The 15,365-nt window shown below is 57.0% G+C and carries 15 protein-coding genes; 6 read left to right on the top strand and 9 right to left on the bottom strand.

The genetic code is table 11. The annotated features are described in order from the left end of the window. Nucleotides 1-91: 91 nt before the first annotated feature. The 5 genes from ACB042_RS08325 to ACB042_RS08305 form a co-directional block, all read right to left on the bottom strand. A complete protein-coding gene (locus tag ACB042_RS08325) occupies nucleotides 92-877 on the bottom strand; it encodes a Zn-ribbon-containing protein (protein WP_371178219.1) in 786 nt (261 codons plus the stop codon). Nucleotides 878-880: 3 nt separating this feature from the next. Then, nucleotides 881-1,177 carry a DNA-binding protein gene (locus ACB042_RS08320; RefSeq protein WP_371178218.1) on the bottom strand — a complete coding sequence of 99 codons (297 nt, stop codon included), beginning with the start codon at nucleotides 1,175-1,177 and terminating at the stop codon, nucleotides 881-883. Nucleotides 1,178-1,261: 84 nt separating this feature from the next. Beyond that, nucleotides 1,262-1,498 carry a DUF2789 family protein gene (locus ACB042_RS08315; protein ID WP_005338602.1) on the bottom strand — a complete coding sequence of 79 codons (237 nt, stop codon included), beginning with the start codon at nucleotides 1,496-1,498 and terminating at the stop codon, nucleotides 1,262-1,264. Between the two features lie 74 nt (nucleotides 1,499-1,572). Continuing rightward, nucleotides 1,573-1,872, bottom strand: coding sequence for a DUF3301 domain-containing protein (locus tag ACB042_RS08310; protein WP_075113445.1), 300 nt, complete (start codon nucleotides 1,870-1,872; stop codon nucleotides 1,573-1,575). A 111-nt stretch (nucleotides 1,873-1,983) separates the two neighbouring features. After that, a complete protein-coding gene (locus ACB042_RS08305; RefSeq protein WP_371178217.1) occupies nucleotides 1,984-3,024 on the bottom strand; it encodes a DUF3549 family protein in 1,041 nt (346 codons plus the stop codon). A gap of 276 nt (nucleotides 3,025-3,300) precedes the next feature. Here ACB042_RS08305 and ACB042_RS08300 point away from each other — a divergent pair, with 276 nt between their 5' ends. The 6 genes from ACB042_RS08300 to ptsG all read left to right on the top strand — a co-directional run bounded on the left by ACB042_RS08300 (nucleotide 3,301) and on the right by ptsG (nucleotide 9,710). Beyond that, a complete protein-coding gene (locus tag ACB042_RS08300) occupies nucleotides 3,301-3,636 on the top strand; it encodes a YqcC family protein (RefSeq protein WP_005338596.1) in 336 nt (111 codons plus the stop codon). Then, the gene (truC, locus tag ACB042_RS08295) at nucleotides 3,633-4,406 is read left to right on the top strand and encodes a tRNA pseudouridine(65) synthase TruC (protein WP_270819195.1); all 774 of its coding nucleotides are present in this window, start codon (nucleotides 3,633-3,635) and stop codon (nucleotides 4,404-4,406) included. Before ACB042_RS08300 ends, truC begins: the two co-directional genes overlap by 4 nt. Before the next feature lie 90 nt (nucleotides 4,407-4,496). After that, a complete protein-coding gene (locus tag ACB042_RS08290) occupies nucleotides 4,497-4,937 on the top strand; it encodes a flavodoxin (protein ID WP_219263294.1) in 441 nt (146 codons plus the stop codon). 542 nt (nucleotides 4,938-5,479) lie between these two features. Further along, a complete protein-coding gene (locus ACB042_RS08285; protein ID WP_129504565.1) occupies nucleotides 5,480-6,793 on the top strand; it encodes a maltoporin in 1,314 nt (437 codons plus the stop codon). Nucleotides 6,794-6,884: 91 nt separating this feature from the next. Next, nucleotides 6,885-7,856, top strand: coding sequence for a MalM family protein (locus ACB042_RS08280; RefSeq protein WP_005358661.1), 972 nt, complete (start codon nucleotides 6,885-6,887; stop codon nucleotides 7,854-7,856). 423 nt (nucleotides 7,857-8,279) lie between these two features. Next, complete coding sequence (ptsG, locus tag ACB042_RS08275) at nucleotides 8,280-9,710, top strand: PTS glucose transporter subunit IIBC (RefSeq protein WP_005338586.1); 1,431 nt, start codon at nucleotides 8,280-8,282, stop codon at nucleotides 9,708-9,710. 276 nt (nucleotides 9,711-9,986) lie between these two features. Here ptsG and ACB042_RS08270 read toward each other — a convergent pair whose 3' ends face one another. The 4 genes from ACB042_RS08270 to map form a co-directional block, all read right to left on the bottom strand. Continuing rightward, complete coding sequence (locus tag ACB042_RS08270; RefSeq protein WP_258720866.1) at nucleotides 9,987-10,370, bottom strand: DUF3461 family protein; 384 nt, start codon at nucleotides 10,368-10,370, stop codon at nucleotides 9,987-9,989. Nucleotides 10,371-10,497: 127 nt separating this feature from the next. Then, nucleotides 10,498-11,325: a 2,3,4,5-tetrahydropyridine-2,6-dicarboxylate N-succinyltransferase gene (gene dapD / locus ACB042_RS08265; protein WP_005338581.1), complete on the bottom strand. Its 828-nt coding sequence runs from the start codon at nucleotides 11,323-11,325 to the stop codon at nucleotides 10,498-10,500. Nucleotides 11,326-11,499: 174 nt separating this feature from the next. Then, nucleotides 11,500-14,136 (bottom strand): bifunctional uridylyltransferase/uridylyl-removing protein GlnD, encoded by a 2,637-nt coding sequence (gene glnD, locus ACB042_RS08260; protein WP_335832168.1) that lies wholly within the window; start codon nucleotides 14,134-14,136, stop codon nucleotides 11,500-11,502. An 85-nt stretch (nucleotides 14,137-14,221) separates the two neighbouring features. Continuing rightward, nucleotides 14,222-15,010: a type I methionyl aminopeptidase gene (gene map / locus ACB042_RS08255; protein WP_021229216.1), complete on the bottom strand. Its 789-nt coding sequence runs from the start codon at nucleotides 15,008-15,010 to the stop codon at nucleotides 14,222-14,224. Nucleotides 15,011-15,365: the final 355 nt, after the last annotated feature.

The raw sequence follows: 15,365 nt of genomic DNA, 5'->3' as shown, positions 1-15,365 counted from the left end.
ACCTGTTCGAGCCAAGGTTACTCATCGGAACGAAAAGAGCCTTGCCATGCGGCAAGGCTCTTTTTTATGGCATCGAGTACAGGGAACGCGCTTAATCCTTGAAATCCCAGGAGAGGTTGGAGACCAGGCGGCAGCTGTCGCACTTGAAGTCGAAGATCTCGTGCAGTGGCTCTGCCAACGCCCACTCACCGCCACAGCTGGGGCAGGGGCGCGCCTTCTCCTTGGCAGCGCTCAACCCGCCCACCCGGTAGAGGTAGTAGTAGGTGGGGATGCCGCTCAGCACTTCCAACCGTTTGGCCAGATCGCTGCCGCGCCGGTAGAGGCGGCTGCCCACTTCGCCGATTTCGTGCAGCGTCGCATGTTCGGCGATGGAGCCGTTCATCTGCAGCTGATCGCATGCCTCCCAATCCTCCTGCCACTTGATGATCTGCTTCTGATCGCCGTTGGCGACTGCGGGCAGTTGGTAGAGCGGAATGGGGGCGAAGTGGTCACCACAGCGCAGCGGCGAGCAGGTATGCAAGAAGCTGGTGTAGAGCATCATCCAGCTCGGCCGCTCGCCCTGCTGGCCGCAAGGATCTGTGCTGTCGGAGAGCAGATCCGCCCCCTGCAGCTGGAGTTTCGGCGCCAGCAGCCCGGCCTGATTGAGCTGCTGTTCGGCCAGTTTGACCTGCTCGCTCTGGTTGTCGGGGTGCAGGCTATCCTGCTCCGGGCAGACCACCCGACTGACGAAATAGCCCTCGTGCATGCTGGTGGGGAACTCCCGCCCGAGGATCTGGCCCTGATAACGCAGCATGTCGAGGTAGTTGACGATGGCCCGCTCGGCGTCGCCAAGGGAGGTATCGCGGTAACACTCAAAGCAGAGTTCGACGATATACATGGTTCAGCCTTGCCCCTGCTGGAGGAGCAGGTCGGTCAGGCGATCCACCTTCTGTTCGATGCGCGCGAGCTGTTCGGCGAGTTGCTGCAAGGTGAGCGCCGGCACTGGCTGAGGCACAGCCTCTGGCAGGAGCTCGCTCTCGGCGGTCGCGACGGGTTGCTGCTTCCACTGGCTCAGCACTTTCAGCAGCTCGGCCATCGGCACAGGCTGGGTTAGGCGGGCCTTGATCATGGCAGTGGTGGGGGTCAGGCCCTTGGCTGCCAGCTCGTTGGCAATTCGGATGATCTCGTGGGCGGACATAAGCATGCTCTTGGTGAGAAGGGGGGATCGATATCGGGGCGGGATCTTAACCAAAGCCAGCAGGGGAGGAAAGGGGCGGGCGGCTTAGCGGGGCTGGCGCAACATCACATCGAGCTGGTCGATCGCCTCGCACCAGTCGGAGTCGTTCCACAGGGCATCGCGCAGAAAGCTGGCCTGGGCGGCGTTCCAGAAACCGGCTTCCGGCAGCAGGGTCTCATTGTCGAGGTGATGGTCGTGCACAAAGCGGTGCAGGCTCAGCTCGTCGTTGGCCATCCCGAGCTGGGCAAACAGGGCTGGCAGATCGTGGACAAGGGGTTCCATCTCGTCTCTCCCTTTGTTTAATCCCTGAGATTATAGACAGGCACAGCCATTGGGCGCAGAGACGAGATTGGGGATCAGGCAGAGGGGATGCGATGGGGTGGCAGATCAACGCCCACGACGTGCAGCCCCTGCATCTTGAGGGTGCCCTGATAGTGGCTCTCGCCATCGCTGGAGAATTCAAACTGATAGTGGGTCAGCAGCCGCAGGGGATTGCGTGCCAGCTCCCGCCGATGGCGAGCCAGTGACAGCAGTTGCAGATCATGGTGCTGGCAGTAGCGGCGCATATATTGCCAGGCCACTTCTGCCTGTTGGCGTTGCAGCCAGAACAGGCCGGCTACGGCAATCAGCAACAAAATTCCGAGCATCTCTCCCATAGGCGGGCTTCCTTATCGTGATGTCGATAACCGGGAGTCCTGCTCGGCACTCCCGATCTCCTTTTCTATTTCCCGCCGTGTTGCCTCGTGGCGTGAGGGGGAGGCGAGGGATCAGGCCGAGGCAAACAGACGGCCGATGGCCTTGCCCAGAGCATCGCTGCGGTTGGGGTCACGCAGTCTGGCCAGCATATCATTGCGCAGGGCCGGTAAAGTGACCAACTCGGCAAAAACCTGATTGAAGAACTGGGTCGGTTGCAGTGCCAGCTGTTCCAGATAGTGGCTGAGCAGATTGGCATCTTTCAGATCGGGCCAGAGCCGGCCCGCAATGGCGAGCAGCAGCGCCGGGCTTGGCTGGGTTTGCAGCAGGGTCAGCAGCTTGTTGGTGCGCAAAGTGCTGCCGGGGCAGGAGGCCATGGCGCGGCAGAGGTAGGCCAGGGTCTCAGGGGTGGGGGCGGCGCACTCCTGCTCCTTGCCGATCCGCTCGAGCAGGGCGCCTTGTACTGCCGGCGGCAGCGGGGCGTTTTCAAGGCTCTGGCAGAGAGCGTAGAGCGGCTCTTGCGGCAGTTTGGGCAGCGCCTTGCAGATCAGCGCCAGATTGCGCTCATCATGCAGCCGCTCCGCAAGGTCGGCAAAGCCCTGCAGCCCCAGCGTCTGCCAACCGGTGTCGTTGGGGGCGGCCAGATAGTGGCAGAGGGCATCGTAATAGGCAGAAGGGGCCTGCTCCAGTTGTCGCGCCAGCTTGGCATGCAGACTGGCCATTTTAGCCTCCGCCGGGCGGAAGGTGTAGGGATTGTCGGCCAAGCGCTGGGCTTTCTCTTCATCCAGATCGCCGGTGAGCTTGTAGCCCAGGGTCTCCACCACCTGATCCATGAACAGCTTGGGGCCATTTGACATCAGCAGGCCGCGCTCATCGAGGGCAAACTTGAGGAACCAGAGGTAGTGGCGAGACTCGCTCGGCTGGAAGAAGTGCACACCGAGCCAGGCGTGCTGTTGCAGCGGCCAGGGATAGGGCTCTTGCTGCTGTTCGATGCGCACAAAGGTATCGCTTGCCAGTGGCCGCACCTGGCGGCCCATGTCAAACAGCTGGAACTGGGTGCCAGCCTGAGTCAGAAATTCGGTCAAGGTATTGATGGCAGTAGGCGTCGCAGACATGGTGAGATCCGGCTAATGGTGATGCGGGCCGATTATAAGGCCCTTGCCGAGGATAGCCAGTGGCAGCAGACGTGCGCTGCGGCAGATATCAACATGGCAGCCATGCGGGGGGAGGTGTATAGTAACGCCCTTTTTTAACGGCGGCAGGCCGCGCTGGCTGCCGTGTATGTCGATGAGCCGACTGAATCGCCGGTGCTGCGCGACCGAATGTACCGGCATCCTGGCTGGCCCTGTCGGATCAGCGGATCAATCTGTGGTGATGAGGAAGAGAGCGAGATGAATCAATATTTGCTGGTAGCTGGCCTGTTGGGGGAACTCACCGCCGAGTTGCAGCGCCTTGAGCGCTGGCAAGCTGACCATCCCGGTGACGAAGCCCTGGCAAGCACCCTGCCTTTTTGTGTCGATACCCTGAGCTTTGATCAGTGGCTGCAGTTCGTGCTGATCCCGCGCATGGAGCAGCTGGTGATGTTGCAGGCGCCGTTGCCCACCAGCGTCTCCCTCTATCCCATGGCCAGCGAAGTCTACAAAGAGGATCTGGCCGAGGCAGAAGCGCTGCTGCGCCTGATCGCCCGCTTCGACCTGCTGCTTTCCGGCAAAGTGATCGAACAATGATGCCAGATCAAACCCGAGAAGAGAGTGACCTGAAGCTGACCCTGCTCTATCAGGATGAATGGCTGGTGGCGGTCAACAAGCCGTCCGGTCTGCTGGTGCATCGCAGTTGGCTCGACAAGGGCGAGACCCGTTTTGCCATGCAGATGACCCGGGATCTCATCGGCGGTCGCCATGTTTATCCGGTGCATCGCCTCGACCGACCCACCTCCGGTGTGCTGCTGTTTGCGCTCGATCCGGTGATTGCCCGCGCACTCACCGAAGCCTTTACCCAGCGTCAGGTGCACAAGGAGTATCTGGCATTGGTGCGCGGTTGGGCGCCCGAGCAGGGGGTGATCGACTACCCCCTCAAGGAGCAGCTGGACAAGATTGCCGATGCCATGAGCAACCCGGATCGTCCGGCGCAGGATGCCGTCACCACCTTCCGGCGCCTGCATCAGGTCGAGCTGCCCCACGCGGTCTCCAAAAAGCACCCCACCAGTCGTTACAGTCTGGTCAGATTGTTCCCGAAGACCGGCCGCAAGCATCAGCTGCGCCGTCATATGGATCACCTGTTCCACCCCATCGTCGGAGATACCACCCATGGGGATGGTCGTCACAACCGTTTCTTTCGCGAGCACTTTGGCTGCGAACGGCTGCTGCTGGTGGCCCGCACCCTGAGCTTTACCCATCCGGTGCTCAAAGTGCCGATGCGGATCCAGGCGCCGCTCGGTCAGGATGTGTTGCGCCTGTTTGGCGAGCTGGGCTGGCCCGCCAGCGAGAGCGACTACTAAGCGCCTGATCCTCAGCCCTGAACCGGTGGCATCTGACGCCAGCTTGCTGATAGAGTTGCTCAAAAGAGTGACTCAAACAGGGAGAGGAGAATGGCGCAGATCGATATCGTGGTAGGAACTGTCTACGGCGCAGCCATGCTGGTGGCCGAGACCTTGGCAGATGAGCTGGAACGCAAGGGGCATCACTGTACCCTGCACGAAGAAGCACGGCTGGTGGACATCGACCCCGGCCGTTTTTTATTGCTGGTCAGTGCCACCACAGGGCAGGGGGACATTCCTCCCAATCTGCAACCCTTTGCCAGCGAGCTGGCTGACAAGGCGCCCTGGCTCAAGGGGCTGCGGTATGCCCTGATTGCCATGGGCGACAGCAGCTATGACCATTTTTGTGGCGCGGGCCGTCGGCTGGACGGATTGCTGCAAGAGCTGGGCGCCACGCGAGTGATTCCCCCGCTGGAGCTAGATGCTACCGTGCACGATGAACCCGAACAGGTGGCACTCAGCTGGCTGAAAAAGTGGGATATTCAGCCCTGAATATTCTCTGAAATAGAGCCATATCAATCCCCTGCTCCTTAACCGGCAGGGGATTGTTATTTGCACAAATGTCATCTCACTCAGCAAGCATATTTCCCACTCTTATTGTCGATAGTGGTGGAGGGATATTTTCCCCTTTTGGCATTCTATCGGCGGAATGGTTTCAAGCGTACCGCAGACCCGTCATCCAAATAAAAGTTCAATCTTGAAAGCGATCTCAGTCATGTTTTTGTCATTCGATCGTAAAATAACGACTTTGGTTCAGTCGCGAATTAATTGCTGGTAACGCTTTCAGGTTTGTCGTAATTGCTTGTTTTGTGATTTTATTGGTTTACTATTGCTTCTCTGGTCGGTTTTTTGCTGACTGGTGTTGTGGCGATCGTTTACCGAGCGATTTGTCGCCATTTTGTGAGTCGCTTCATATTTGTCGTGAAATACGCTCCCTATAATCAACCTCGGTTATCACCAACAGGATTACATGGTGATAAGAAGTTGAATATTCAGGATCACACTCCTCACTGCGGGAAATAAGGAATATGACAATGAAAATGAAGTGGCTCCCGATTGCAGCAGCTGTTACTGCCGCCCTGGCTTCCCAAGCCGCCTTTGCCGTAGATTTCCACGGTTACTTCCGTTCCGGTGTCGGTGTTTCCGGCGACGGCGACATGGTTAAATACAACGTCAATAAAGTTGGCCGTCTGGGTAACGAAAATGATACCTACGGTGAAGTGCAACTGGGTCAGGAAGTATTCAACAAAGATGGCAAGACTTTCTATGTTGATTCCATGTTTGCCATGGCTTCCAACGGTTCAAACGACTGGGAAGGTACCGGTACTGTTTGTAACTTCGATGCCAAGCAGTGCAATGGTGATTCTGACTTCGCGCTGCGTCAGTTCAACGTACAAGCCAAAGGCTTGCTGAATTTTGCTCCTGAAGCAACCCTGTGGGCTGGTAAGCGTTACTATCAACGCCATGACATCCACATCTCCGACTTCTACTACTGGAACATCTCCGGTGCTGGTGCTGGTATCGAAGGCATCCAGGCTGGTCCGGGTAAAGTCTCTTTCGCATGGGTACGTAACGACCGTAGCGCAAAAGACGTGTTCGGCGAGTACACCAATACCGGTACCAGTGCAGCTCCAAACTACGTGAAGAACGAAGATCTGAACGTAAATACTCTGGATCTGCGTTATGCCGGCATCCCGCTGTGGACCGATGCCTCTCTGGAACTGGGCGTGGATTACGCTCTGGTAAATGAAACCAATGATCAGAAAGCACTGAAGAAAGATCCGCAAGATGGCGTCATGCTGACTGCTGAACTGACCGCAGGCATCCTCGGTGGTTTCAACAAAACCGTGCTGCAATACGGTACCGAAGGTTACTCCAAGACCATGGCTTTCTATGGCGATGGTTCCTGGTACGGCGCTGAAGCCAAAGACGGTGCCGATGGTTTCCGTATCATCAACTGGGGCGTTGTTCCGATGGGCAACTCCTGGGAGATGGGTCACCAGCTGGTTTACGGTGTAGGCAACGAAATGTGGGACGGCAACGACAAGTGGGAAACCATGTCTGTTGTTGTTCGCCCGATGTACAAGTGGGATGACTTCAACAAGACCATCTTTGAAGGCGGTTACTTCAAGGACAACAACAAGTCCACCAATGGCAGCGAAGACAAAGATGCCGGCTACAAGTTGACCCTGGCTCAAGCCTGGTCTGCTGGTTCCAGCTTCTGGGCCCGTCCGGAAATCCGTGTGTTCGCCTCCTATCTGGCTAACGACGAAGACAAGAAAGTCTTCGAAGGCAATACCTCCAAAGACACCTACCAATTTGGTGTTCAAGCAGAAGCTTGGTGGTAAGCAAAAGTTTAAGTTAAGTTAGTGACTGCCCCCTTATGGGGGCAGTTTTGTTTCGCCGGATCACGGCCACCGGATTATGGAGATAAGAAAAATGAAACGGGTAAAGATGTCTATTGCAGCCGTAATCACTGCGCTATTAACCGGTTGTGCCGGAAACATGGTTGTTCCTCTGCAAGAACATGGCTCGATCTTGAGCGATGCAGATCAAGCCAAGCAAGCGTTGGCCAAAGCCTCAAGCTGCTGTGTGGCGTTTAAAGATTTCAGTTATGCCCCCTTGCCTGAAGGTGAGACCTTGCTGGCCATTGATGGCAAGCAACCCACTTTTCAGTTTGATGAGGGGATGAGTTACTTTGCGGCTTATCGCTTGCCGACCAACACCGGCAATCTGGCGATCAGCCTGGCATCACAGGTGAGTAAAACCGTGATGGTGCCCAAGGTTATTATGCTGGATGCCGAGTTCAAGGTGACTCGGGTCCTGGGTGAGTCAGTATTCAGCTATCAGCCTGCTCACTTGCTCGATAACGACCGGATTGAAGGGCGTGTTTTTGTTGATCGCAGCATGCCTGGCAACCCGGCCAGCGAAACATACATGATCGTTTATGCGCCCGCGGATAAGCTCTCAGGCAGCACAACAATCCTGCATCCATCAAAAGCGTTTGCTCGCGCTAATGGTACCGTTGAGCCTGATATCAAGGATCCGGTGATCCCGCACTCCCCTTGGGGTTTGGTGCAGATCAAAGTCAAAGATATGGCCCGTGGGAGTGGCCTTGAAGCGGTATTCAAACCCGAATATGCCGACAAGGTGGCCATGAGCCAGGGTCAGCAGGTTGCCGCGATAGCGACTACCGCAGCCGTTACCACAACTGCAACAGCTGCGGTCGCAGCCAAACCTGCTCCTGCTATGCTGAGTGAAACTGAAGCCTTCTACCAGAGCCAGATCGAAAAAGCGGTCAAGGCGGGGGATATCGACAAGGCGATGAAGCTGGTGAACGAGGCCGAGCGGGCTGGTTCAACCAAGGCAAAAAGCGTGTTTATTGATGCGGTCAAGCGCTCGCAAAAATAGAATAATACGCCCCTTTGCTGGTCAGATATATTTATTGAGGCCTCCCTTGTTGGAGGCCTTTTTAATCGGTAGACTGTAATAAATAAAAATCACGCCGTTACATTTAGTTACAATGAGTTGCTGTTTGATGTAAACGGCATTATTAAAATACAAAGTGAAACTGCTATTTATATGTCTTTGTAATAGAGTGATAATGCGGATTATTAACTTATATTAGATGCGTTTTTTAGCCGCTAAACAAGTTGTGATCTTCCCTCCAAATTCAATATTCCCCCGCCTTCGAAAGCAGCAATTTATGACCCGCTGGGTTATATTCTGATGGTCAAAATAAACAAGCCCGACTCGAAGATATCTGAATGAATCAGTGCTTATTTCATCCAGATAGATCGTTCAGGGACGACAATCCATTCAGGAGCGCACACAATGTTCAAAAATGCTTTCTCTAATCTGCAAAAGGTTGGTAAGGCGCTGATGCTGCCAGTATCAGTCTTGCCAGTCGCAGGTATTCTGCTGGGGGTGGGTGCTGCCCACTTCAGCTGGATGCCGGAAATTGTCTCCCAATTGATGGAGCAAGCCGGTGGTTCTGTATTTGGCCAGATGGCCCTGCTGTTCGCAGTGGGTGTTGCTCTGGGCTTTACCAATAACGACGGTGTATCCGGTCTGTCAGCCATCGTTGGCTACGGCATCATGGTCGCAACCCTGAAGGTCATGGCACCTGTGATGGGTGTTGAAACCATCGAAACCGGCGTGCTGGGTGGTATCCTGGCCGGTGGTATCGCTGCCTGGGCGTTCAACCGTTTCTACAAGATCCAGCTGCCAGAGTACTTGGGCTTCTTCGCGGGCAAACGTGCCGTACCCATCATCACCGGTTTCCTCTCCATCGGTCTGGGTGTGATCCTGTCCGTGATTTGGCCGCCAGTGGGTGGCGCCATCGGTGCCTTCTCTGACTGGGCTGCCAACCAGAACCCGGTACTGGCCTTCGGTATCTACGGCGTGGTTGAGCGCTCCCTGATCCCGTTCGGTCTGCACCACATCTGGAACGTACCGTTCTTCTATCAGGCTGGTACCTGCGTCAACGGTGCCGGTGAAACTGTTCACGGTATCATGACCTGCTTCCTGACTGCTGATGACGCGTCCCGCGCTGCCGGTAACGGCTTCGGTCAGCTGGCTGGTGGCTACCTGTTCAAAATGTTCGGTCTGCCTGCTGCTGCGTTCGCCATCGCTCACGCTGCCAAGCCGGAAAACCGCGCCAAGATCGTTGGTATCATGGCCTCTGCTGCCCTGACCTCTTTCCTGACCGGTATCACCGAGCCGATTGAATTCTCCTTCCTGTTCATCGCTCCGGTTCTGTACGCAATCCACGCTGTACTGGCTGGTCTGGCTTATGTGCTGACCAACTCTCTGGGTATCGTACACGGTCACACCTTCTCCAACGGCTTCATCGACTTCGTGGTGCAATCACCGCGTGCCGACAACATGCTGCTGCTGGTTGGTCTGGGTCTGGTTTACGCTGCTATCTACTACGTGGTATTCAGTTTCGTTATCCGTGCCATGAACCTGAAAACCCCAGGTCGTGAAGACGAGACTGCTGAAGAGGCCGTTGGCCAAGGCAAAGACGAGATGTCTGCTGCTCTGGTTGCCGCCTTCGGTGGTAAAGAGAACATCGCTTCTCTGGATGCCTGCATCACCCGTCTGCGTGTTGGTGTGAAAGATGTTGCCAAGGTTGACCAGGCTGGTCTGAAGAAACTGGGGGCTGCCGGTGTGGTAGTGGCTGGTTCCGGCGTTCAAGCCATCTTCGGTACCAAGTCCGACAACCTGAAAACCGACATGGACATCTGGATGAAGAGCAACTAATTCTGTTGCCTGAATACCAGAGTTCTTGAAGAGGGAGGCGAAAGCCTCCCTCTTGCTATTTCTGGTTATGGATCGTGCGAGTCACAGCAGGTCGAGCTCGGCAGGAGTCTCGTTGCCCAAGATGCGATGTGTAACGGGATACCTTCTGTCGGCGTTGTGCCTCGCTCGCCTTATCGCACACCATCACCAGATCAACCTTATAGCCAGATAAAGTCATCCAGTAATCAGCCAATAAAAAGAGCGCCATATGGGCGCTCTTTTGTCGAGTCGAGGGGATTAGAGTTTCTCCAGATCCCGCTCGATTTCGCTGATCTTGTTCTGCACCACTTTTTCCAGATGGCGCAGGTCGCGCAGGATCTTCTGCTTGATGTCCGGGTCGGCCTGCTGATGGACGCCCTGGGTCAGGTTATCCAGCTCATCCACCACATATTTGAGGTTGGCGTTGATCTCGGTAACATCCTTGTACTCATGGGTACCGGAGTCGACCAGCATGGTCTTGCGCTGGCGGGGATACTTGAATTTGACACTCTTGGCGAAGAACTCGCCCTTCTGCTTCTTGAAGTAGATCTTGAGGATGTCGTGGTTGGCCTCCTGGCGCAGGGTATAGCTGTCCACTGAGGTGGGATCCTGGATCCCCAGGCTCTTGAGATTCTCGTACATCAGGCTTCCTCGGTTTGAAACGATCCTGTCTCATCCATCTTAACCGATGCCTCATGGCTTGCCTGTGACAAGGGCGCCAAAATCAAAAGGGCGCCATCAGGCGCCCTTTTCATCACAGCTATGCTGATTACTCGTCGATGGAGCGCAGCAGAGCGTTGATGCCGACTTTGGCGCGAGTCTTGGCATCGACCTTCTTGACGATCACCGCCGCGTAGAGGCTGTACTTGCCGCATTTGGAGGGCAGGGAGCCGGAGACGACCACGGAGCCAGCCGGTACGCGGCCGTAGTGGATTTCGCCAGTTTCACGGTCATAGATGCGGGTGGACTGGCCGATGAAGACGCCCATGGAGATGACGGAACCTTCCTCGACGATGACCCCTTCAACCACTTCGGAGCGGGCGCCGATAAAGCAGTTGTCTTCGATGATGGTCGGGTTGGCCTGCAGCGGTTCCAGTACGCCGCCGATGCCGACGCCGCCGGAGAGGTGGACGTTCTTACCGATCTGGGCGCAAGAGCCGACAGTAGCCCAAGTATCGACCATGGTACCTTCGTCAACGAAGGCGCCGATGTTGACATAGGAGGGCATCAGCACGGTATTGGGGGCGATAAAGGAGCCTTTGCGGGCGGTCGCCGGCGGCACCACGCGCACACCAGCTTCCTTGAACTGCTCGGCGGTATAGTTGGAGAACTTGAGGGGAACCTTGTCGTAGTACTGGGCATCGTCGCCCTTGATGATGCCGTTGTCGTTGATGCGGAAGTAGAGCAGTACCGCTTTCTTCAACCACTGATGGACAACCCACTCACCGGCGATCTTCTCGGCAACCCGTGCCTTGCCGGAGTCCAGCAGGTCGATGGCTTGCAGGATGGCGGACTTGGTGGCGCTATCCACGGAGCCCGGAGTAATGGTGTCGCGGCGCTCGAAGGCCGCTTCAATGATCTGTTGCAACTCGGTCATGACAGGTTTCCTTTAAAAAATTCTGTTTGTTGTATCACACTTTTCCGACTGTTTTTAAGGGGTTGACCGGAATTCTTCCGGCCAGCGGCCATTTCTTCATCCTGTGTGCGCCAACCAGTTGTTTGGCATGGCAAAAAACGCCCGACAACCAGCCTCTTTCGAATCACTCTTCGCTTAATCCAGTACCGACTGCTGGGGATTGAGTTGGTGTACCAGTCGCTCTTCCAGCTGTTTTTGCTGCTCGGCGGTCAATGGCTCGCCATCGAGGCTGGTCAGGCTGAAAAAGTCCTCGACCCTCTCACCGAAAGTGGCAATTTTGGCGGCATGCAGCGACAGTCCACACTGCTGGAAAACGGCACCGATCCGCGCCAGCAGGCCGGGGGTATCGAGGGCAGTCAGCTCCATAAGGGTGTGACGGCTCTCCCCTTTATGAGGCAGGAAGACTACCCGGGTCGGTACGCTGAACTGGCGGTGGCGCCGCGACAGCGGCTTATTGCGCAGCACCAGCTTGCCAGGCTCCTGCAGCGCCTTCTCCAGCGCTTTCTTGATGGTGGCGGTGCGGTTGGGGCTGATGGGCTCGCCGCTCGGCTCCAGCACCACGAAGGTATCGAGCACATAGTTGCTGCGCGAGTTCATGATCTGGGCGTCGTGGATGTTAAGGTTCTTCTGATCCAGCGCCGAGGCCACGGTGGCAAACAGATTCGGCGTGTCGCGGCAGTAGATAAACACCTCGCTGCCGCCGCGGGTCGGGTGTTTGCCGATGATCACCAGCGGTGCCGGATTGTCGCCATGCTCGATGATGTGGCGGCAGTGCCAAGCGATCTGCTCCGGGCTGTGGCGCAGGAAGTAGTCGGCCTTGAAATCGGCCCAGAGCTGATTGATCGACTCTTCCGATACATCCCGTTGCGCCAGCAGTTGCTTGGCCTGACGCTGGTTTTCGCGAATGCGCAGCCGCATATCGGGCGGGTTCTCCAACCCCTGGCGCAGCGCCTTCTGGGTGGCGAAGTAGAGCTCCCGCAGCAGGGTGCCCTTCCAGTCGTTCCACAGGGTGTCGTTGGTGGCGCAGATATCGGCCACGGTAAGGCAGTAGAGCAGGTCGAGATGTTGCTCGTCGCGCACCTTCTGGGCAAAGTCGGTGACCACGTCGGGATCGTAGATATCGCGGCGCTGGGCGGTGACCGACATCAGCAGATGGTGGCGCACCAGCCAGGCGACCAGTCGGCTCTCGTAGCGATCCAGACCGTGCAGCTGGCAGAACTCCAGCGCATCGACGGCGCCGAGCTCCGAGTGATCGCCGCGCCGCCCCTTGGCGATGTCGTGGAACAGGGCCGCGATGCTGAGCAGCTCCGGTTTGCGCAGCCGGGTGAAGACCTCGTGGCAGAGCGGGTGGCTCTGGCGACTGGCCGGATTGGGGAACTGGTGAATGTTCTTGAGCAGCCGGTGGGTGTGCTCATCCACCGTGTAGGCGTGGAACATATCGAACTGCATCTGGCCGACGATCAGGTTCCACTGCGGCAGATAGGCGGCGAGGATGCCGTATTTGTGCATCAGGGTGAGCGGCAGGCCGATGCCGTTGGGGTGGCGCAGCAGCGCCATAAAGAGGCGACGGCAGTCAGGCAAGTCCTGCAACCAGCAGTTGAGTTTGCGGCGCGCCTCGCGCAGTTGGCGCAAGGTGGCCGAGTGGATGCCCGCAATCTCGGGATGCTGGGCCATCTGATAGAAGAGGCGCAGGATAGCGGCCGGTTCACGGCTAAACAGCTCCGCATCCACTGCATCGATGAGGCGGCCACGGAGCTGGAACTCGTCGGAGAGGCGGCGCACATCCATGGCGGTGTTGCCGAGGATCGCCTCGTCAAACAGCTGCAGTAGCATCTCGTTGAGTTCGGAGACCCGCCGCACCGTCTGATAGAAGCGTTTCATCATCTGCTCGACCGGGGTGTTACCTTCCCCCTCGAACCCCAACATTTGGGCTACGGTGCGCTGGCGATCGAACAGCAGGCGGTTATCTCCCTTGTTGATGGCCATGTGCAGGGCGAAACGCACCTTCCAAAGAAAATTCTGGCAGTCGAGCAGTTCGCGATACTCGGCGCGGTTGAGAAAGCCGTGGCTGGTCATCTCGAACAAGGTAGTGGCGCCAAAGTGGCGGCGGGCGACCCAGGCGAGGGTTTGAATATCCCGCAGGCCGCCCGGATTGCTCTTGAGATCTGGCTCCAGCTTGTAGGCGGTGCCGAGAAACTGCTGATGGCGCTCCGCCTGCTCCTGGCGCTTGGCGCGAAAGAAGGCTTCGCTCGGCCAGAAGTGCTGGGGGCCGGTGGCCTCTTTCAGTTGCCGGAAGCCCTCCAGGCGACCTGTGATGTAGCGGGCCTCAATGAGGTTGGTTGCGACCGTGATATCAGCGCGCCCCTGCTCGAGGCACTCCGCCACGTTGCGCACCGCCTGACCCACCTCAAGCTTGAGATCCCACAGCAAGGTGATGAACTCGCCGATGCGCAGTCCCAACACCTCGTCCAGTTCATCGCCATCATAGAGGATCAGCAGGTCGATGTCGGAGTGGGGGTGCAGCTCGCCACGGCCATAACCGCCTACCGCGATCAGGGTTAGGTCGCTCTTGTCGAAGCCGAACTTCTGCCACAACCGGCAGAGCAACTGATCCATGTACTCGGAGCGGGTGGCGACCAGCTCGATGATGTTGTCGCCGGCATCAAAACGGGCGTGCAGCCAGCCGAGAAAGCGGCTCAGGTACTCTTTGCAGTTGTCGCGAGTGAGCTGATCATCGGGTAACAAATGGGGGGAAAGCAGGCTGGCGTCCATGGCATCTCACACACAGTGGCAGGCAAATGGCTGAAACAGAAGTAAAAACCCCGGCGCTTTGGAAGTTCAGGGCCGGGGTTCGATGTTAGCTGTGTTTGATGAAGCGGTCGATAGTGTCATCGGGGCGCAGGGTGAGCACCTCGCAGCCATCATCGGTCACCAGCAGGGTGTGTTCCCACTGGGCGGAGTCGCCGCCATCCTTGGTGGTCACGGTCCAGCCATCCTTCGGATTGACCTTGCAGTGATACTTCTTGCTGTTGACCATCGGCTCGATGGTGAAGCACATGCCCGCTTTCAGCTCCAGCTTGCCGCTGTTGCGATAGTGGAGGATCTGTGGCTCTTCGTGGAACTCGGCACCGATGCCGTGGCCGCAGTAGTCACGCACTACGGAGAAACCGGCCTTCTCGACGATGGGCTGAATAACAGCGCCAATCTCGGTGATGCAGGCACCCGGACGCACCTTCTTGATGGCGGCGTAGAGGCTCTCTTGCGCAACTTTGCAGAGCTGGCGGCGCAGTGGGGTGGTCTCGCCCACGATGAACATGGCCGAGGTATCGCCGTGGTAGCCATCCTTGATGACGGTGATATCCAGATTAATGATGTCGCCATCGCGCAGTTTCTTGTGATTCGGGATACCGTGGCAGATCACATCGTTCACCGAGGTGCAGATGGATTTGGGGAAGCCGTGGTAGTTGAGCGGAGCTGGAACCGCCTGTTGTACGTCGACAATATAGTCGTGGCAGAGGGTGTTCAGTTCGTCAGTGGTGACGCCAGCTTTGACATGGGGCGCAATCATGACCAGCACATCGGCGGCCAATTGGCCGGCAACGCGCATCTTTTCAATCTCTTCCGGTGTCTTGATTTTAATGGACATGGGATCTCTCTTGCGGCCTGCCGCTGGGCCTGCGAGGGCAGACAGGACAGGTAATGAAAAATAGATGCGTTTGCAATCAGGGCAAAATTTTATCCGCAACCCCCGCGTACTTCCAGTGTGATTGTCATCACAACGTCAAATCGGCGTCGCAGCATCCTCTGGCGGGATCCATATTTACACCTGTTTAGGGTGTCGGCCGGTGGTGTCCTGGACAAAGTTATGATATAAAGCGCGCCGGAATGGGGAACTTGCGTCCCGATTTCATCACCCTTACTTAAACAACACACACACATCGACACATATGCCGGGGTGCCTTAACGGGTCGGTTATATGGGATGTGTGGAGGCCTAACCCC

The organism is Aeromonas sp. S13(2024) (assembly GCF_041402405.1).
GTDB lineage: Bacteria > Pseudomonadota > Gammaproteobacteria > Enterobacterales > Aeromonadaceae > Aeromonas > Aeromonas veronii.
This window is presented reverse-complemented; position numbering and strand designations above follow the sequence as displayed.

Excerpts from the sequence above, each read along its gene's own strand:
- ACB042_RS08325 (WP_371178219.1), bottom strand. The coding sequence starts at position 877 with ATGTATATCGTCGAACTCTGCTTTGAGTGTTACCGCGATACCTCCCTT.
- ACB042_RS08320 (WP_371178218.1), bottom strand. The coding sequence starts at position 1,177 with ATGTCCGCCCACGAGATCATCCGAATTGCCAACGAGCTGGCAGCCAAG.
- ACB042_RS08315 (WP_005338602.1), bottom strand. The coding sequence starts at position 1,498 with ATGGAACCCCTTGTCCACGATCTGCCAGCCCTGTTTGCCCAGCTCGGG.
- ACB042_RS08310 (WP_075113445.1), bottom strand. The coding sequence starts at position 1,872 with ATGGGAGAGATGCTCGGAATTTTGTTGCTGATTGCCGTAGCCGGCCTG.
- ACB042_RS08305 (WP_371178217.1), bottom strand. The coding sequence starts at position 3,024 with ATGTCTGCGACGCCTACTGCCATCAATACCTTGACCGAATTTCTGACT.
- ACB042_RS08300 (WP_005338596.1), top strand. The coding sequence starts at position 3,301 with ATGAATCAATATTTGCTGGTAGCTGGCCTGTTGGGGGAACTCACCGCC.
- truC (WP_270819195.1), top strand. The coding sequence starts at position 3,633 with ATGATGCCAGATCAAACCCGAGAAGAGAGTGACCTGAAGCTGACCCTG.
- ACB042_RS08290 (WP_219263294.1), top strand. The coding sequence starts at position 4,497 with ATGGCGCAGATCGATATCGTGGTAGGAACTGTCTACGGCGCAGCCATG.
- ACB042_RS08285 (WP_129504565.1), top strand. The coding sequence starts at position 5,480 with ATGAAAATGAAGTGGCTCCCGATTGCAGCAGCTGTTACTGCCGCCCTG.
- ACB042_RS08280 (WP_005358661.1), top strand. The coding sequence starts at position 6,885 with ATGAAACGGGTAAAGATGTCTATTGCAGCCGTAATCACTGCGCTATTA.
- ptsG (WP_005338586.1), top strand. The coding sequence starts at position 8,280 with ATGTTCAAAAATGCTTTCTCTAATCTGCAAAAGGTTGGTAAGGCGCTG.
- ACB042_RS08270 (WP_258720866.1), bottom strand. The coding sequence starts at position 10,370 with ATGTACGAGAATCTCAAGAGCCTGGGGATCCAGGATCCCACCTCAGTG.
- dapD (WP_005338581.1), bottom strand. The coding sequence starts at position 11,325 with ATGACCGAGTTGCAACAGATCATTGAAGCGGCCTTCGAGCGCCGCGAC.
- glnD (WP_335832168.1), bottom strand. The coding sequence starts at position 14,136 with ATGGACGCCAGCCTGCTTTCCCCCCATTTGTTACCCGATGATCAGCTC.
- map (WP_021229216.1), bottom strand. The coding sequence starts at position 15,010 with ATGTCCATTAAAATCAAGACACCGGAAGAGATTGAAAAGATGCGCGTT.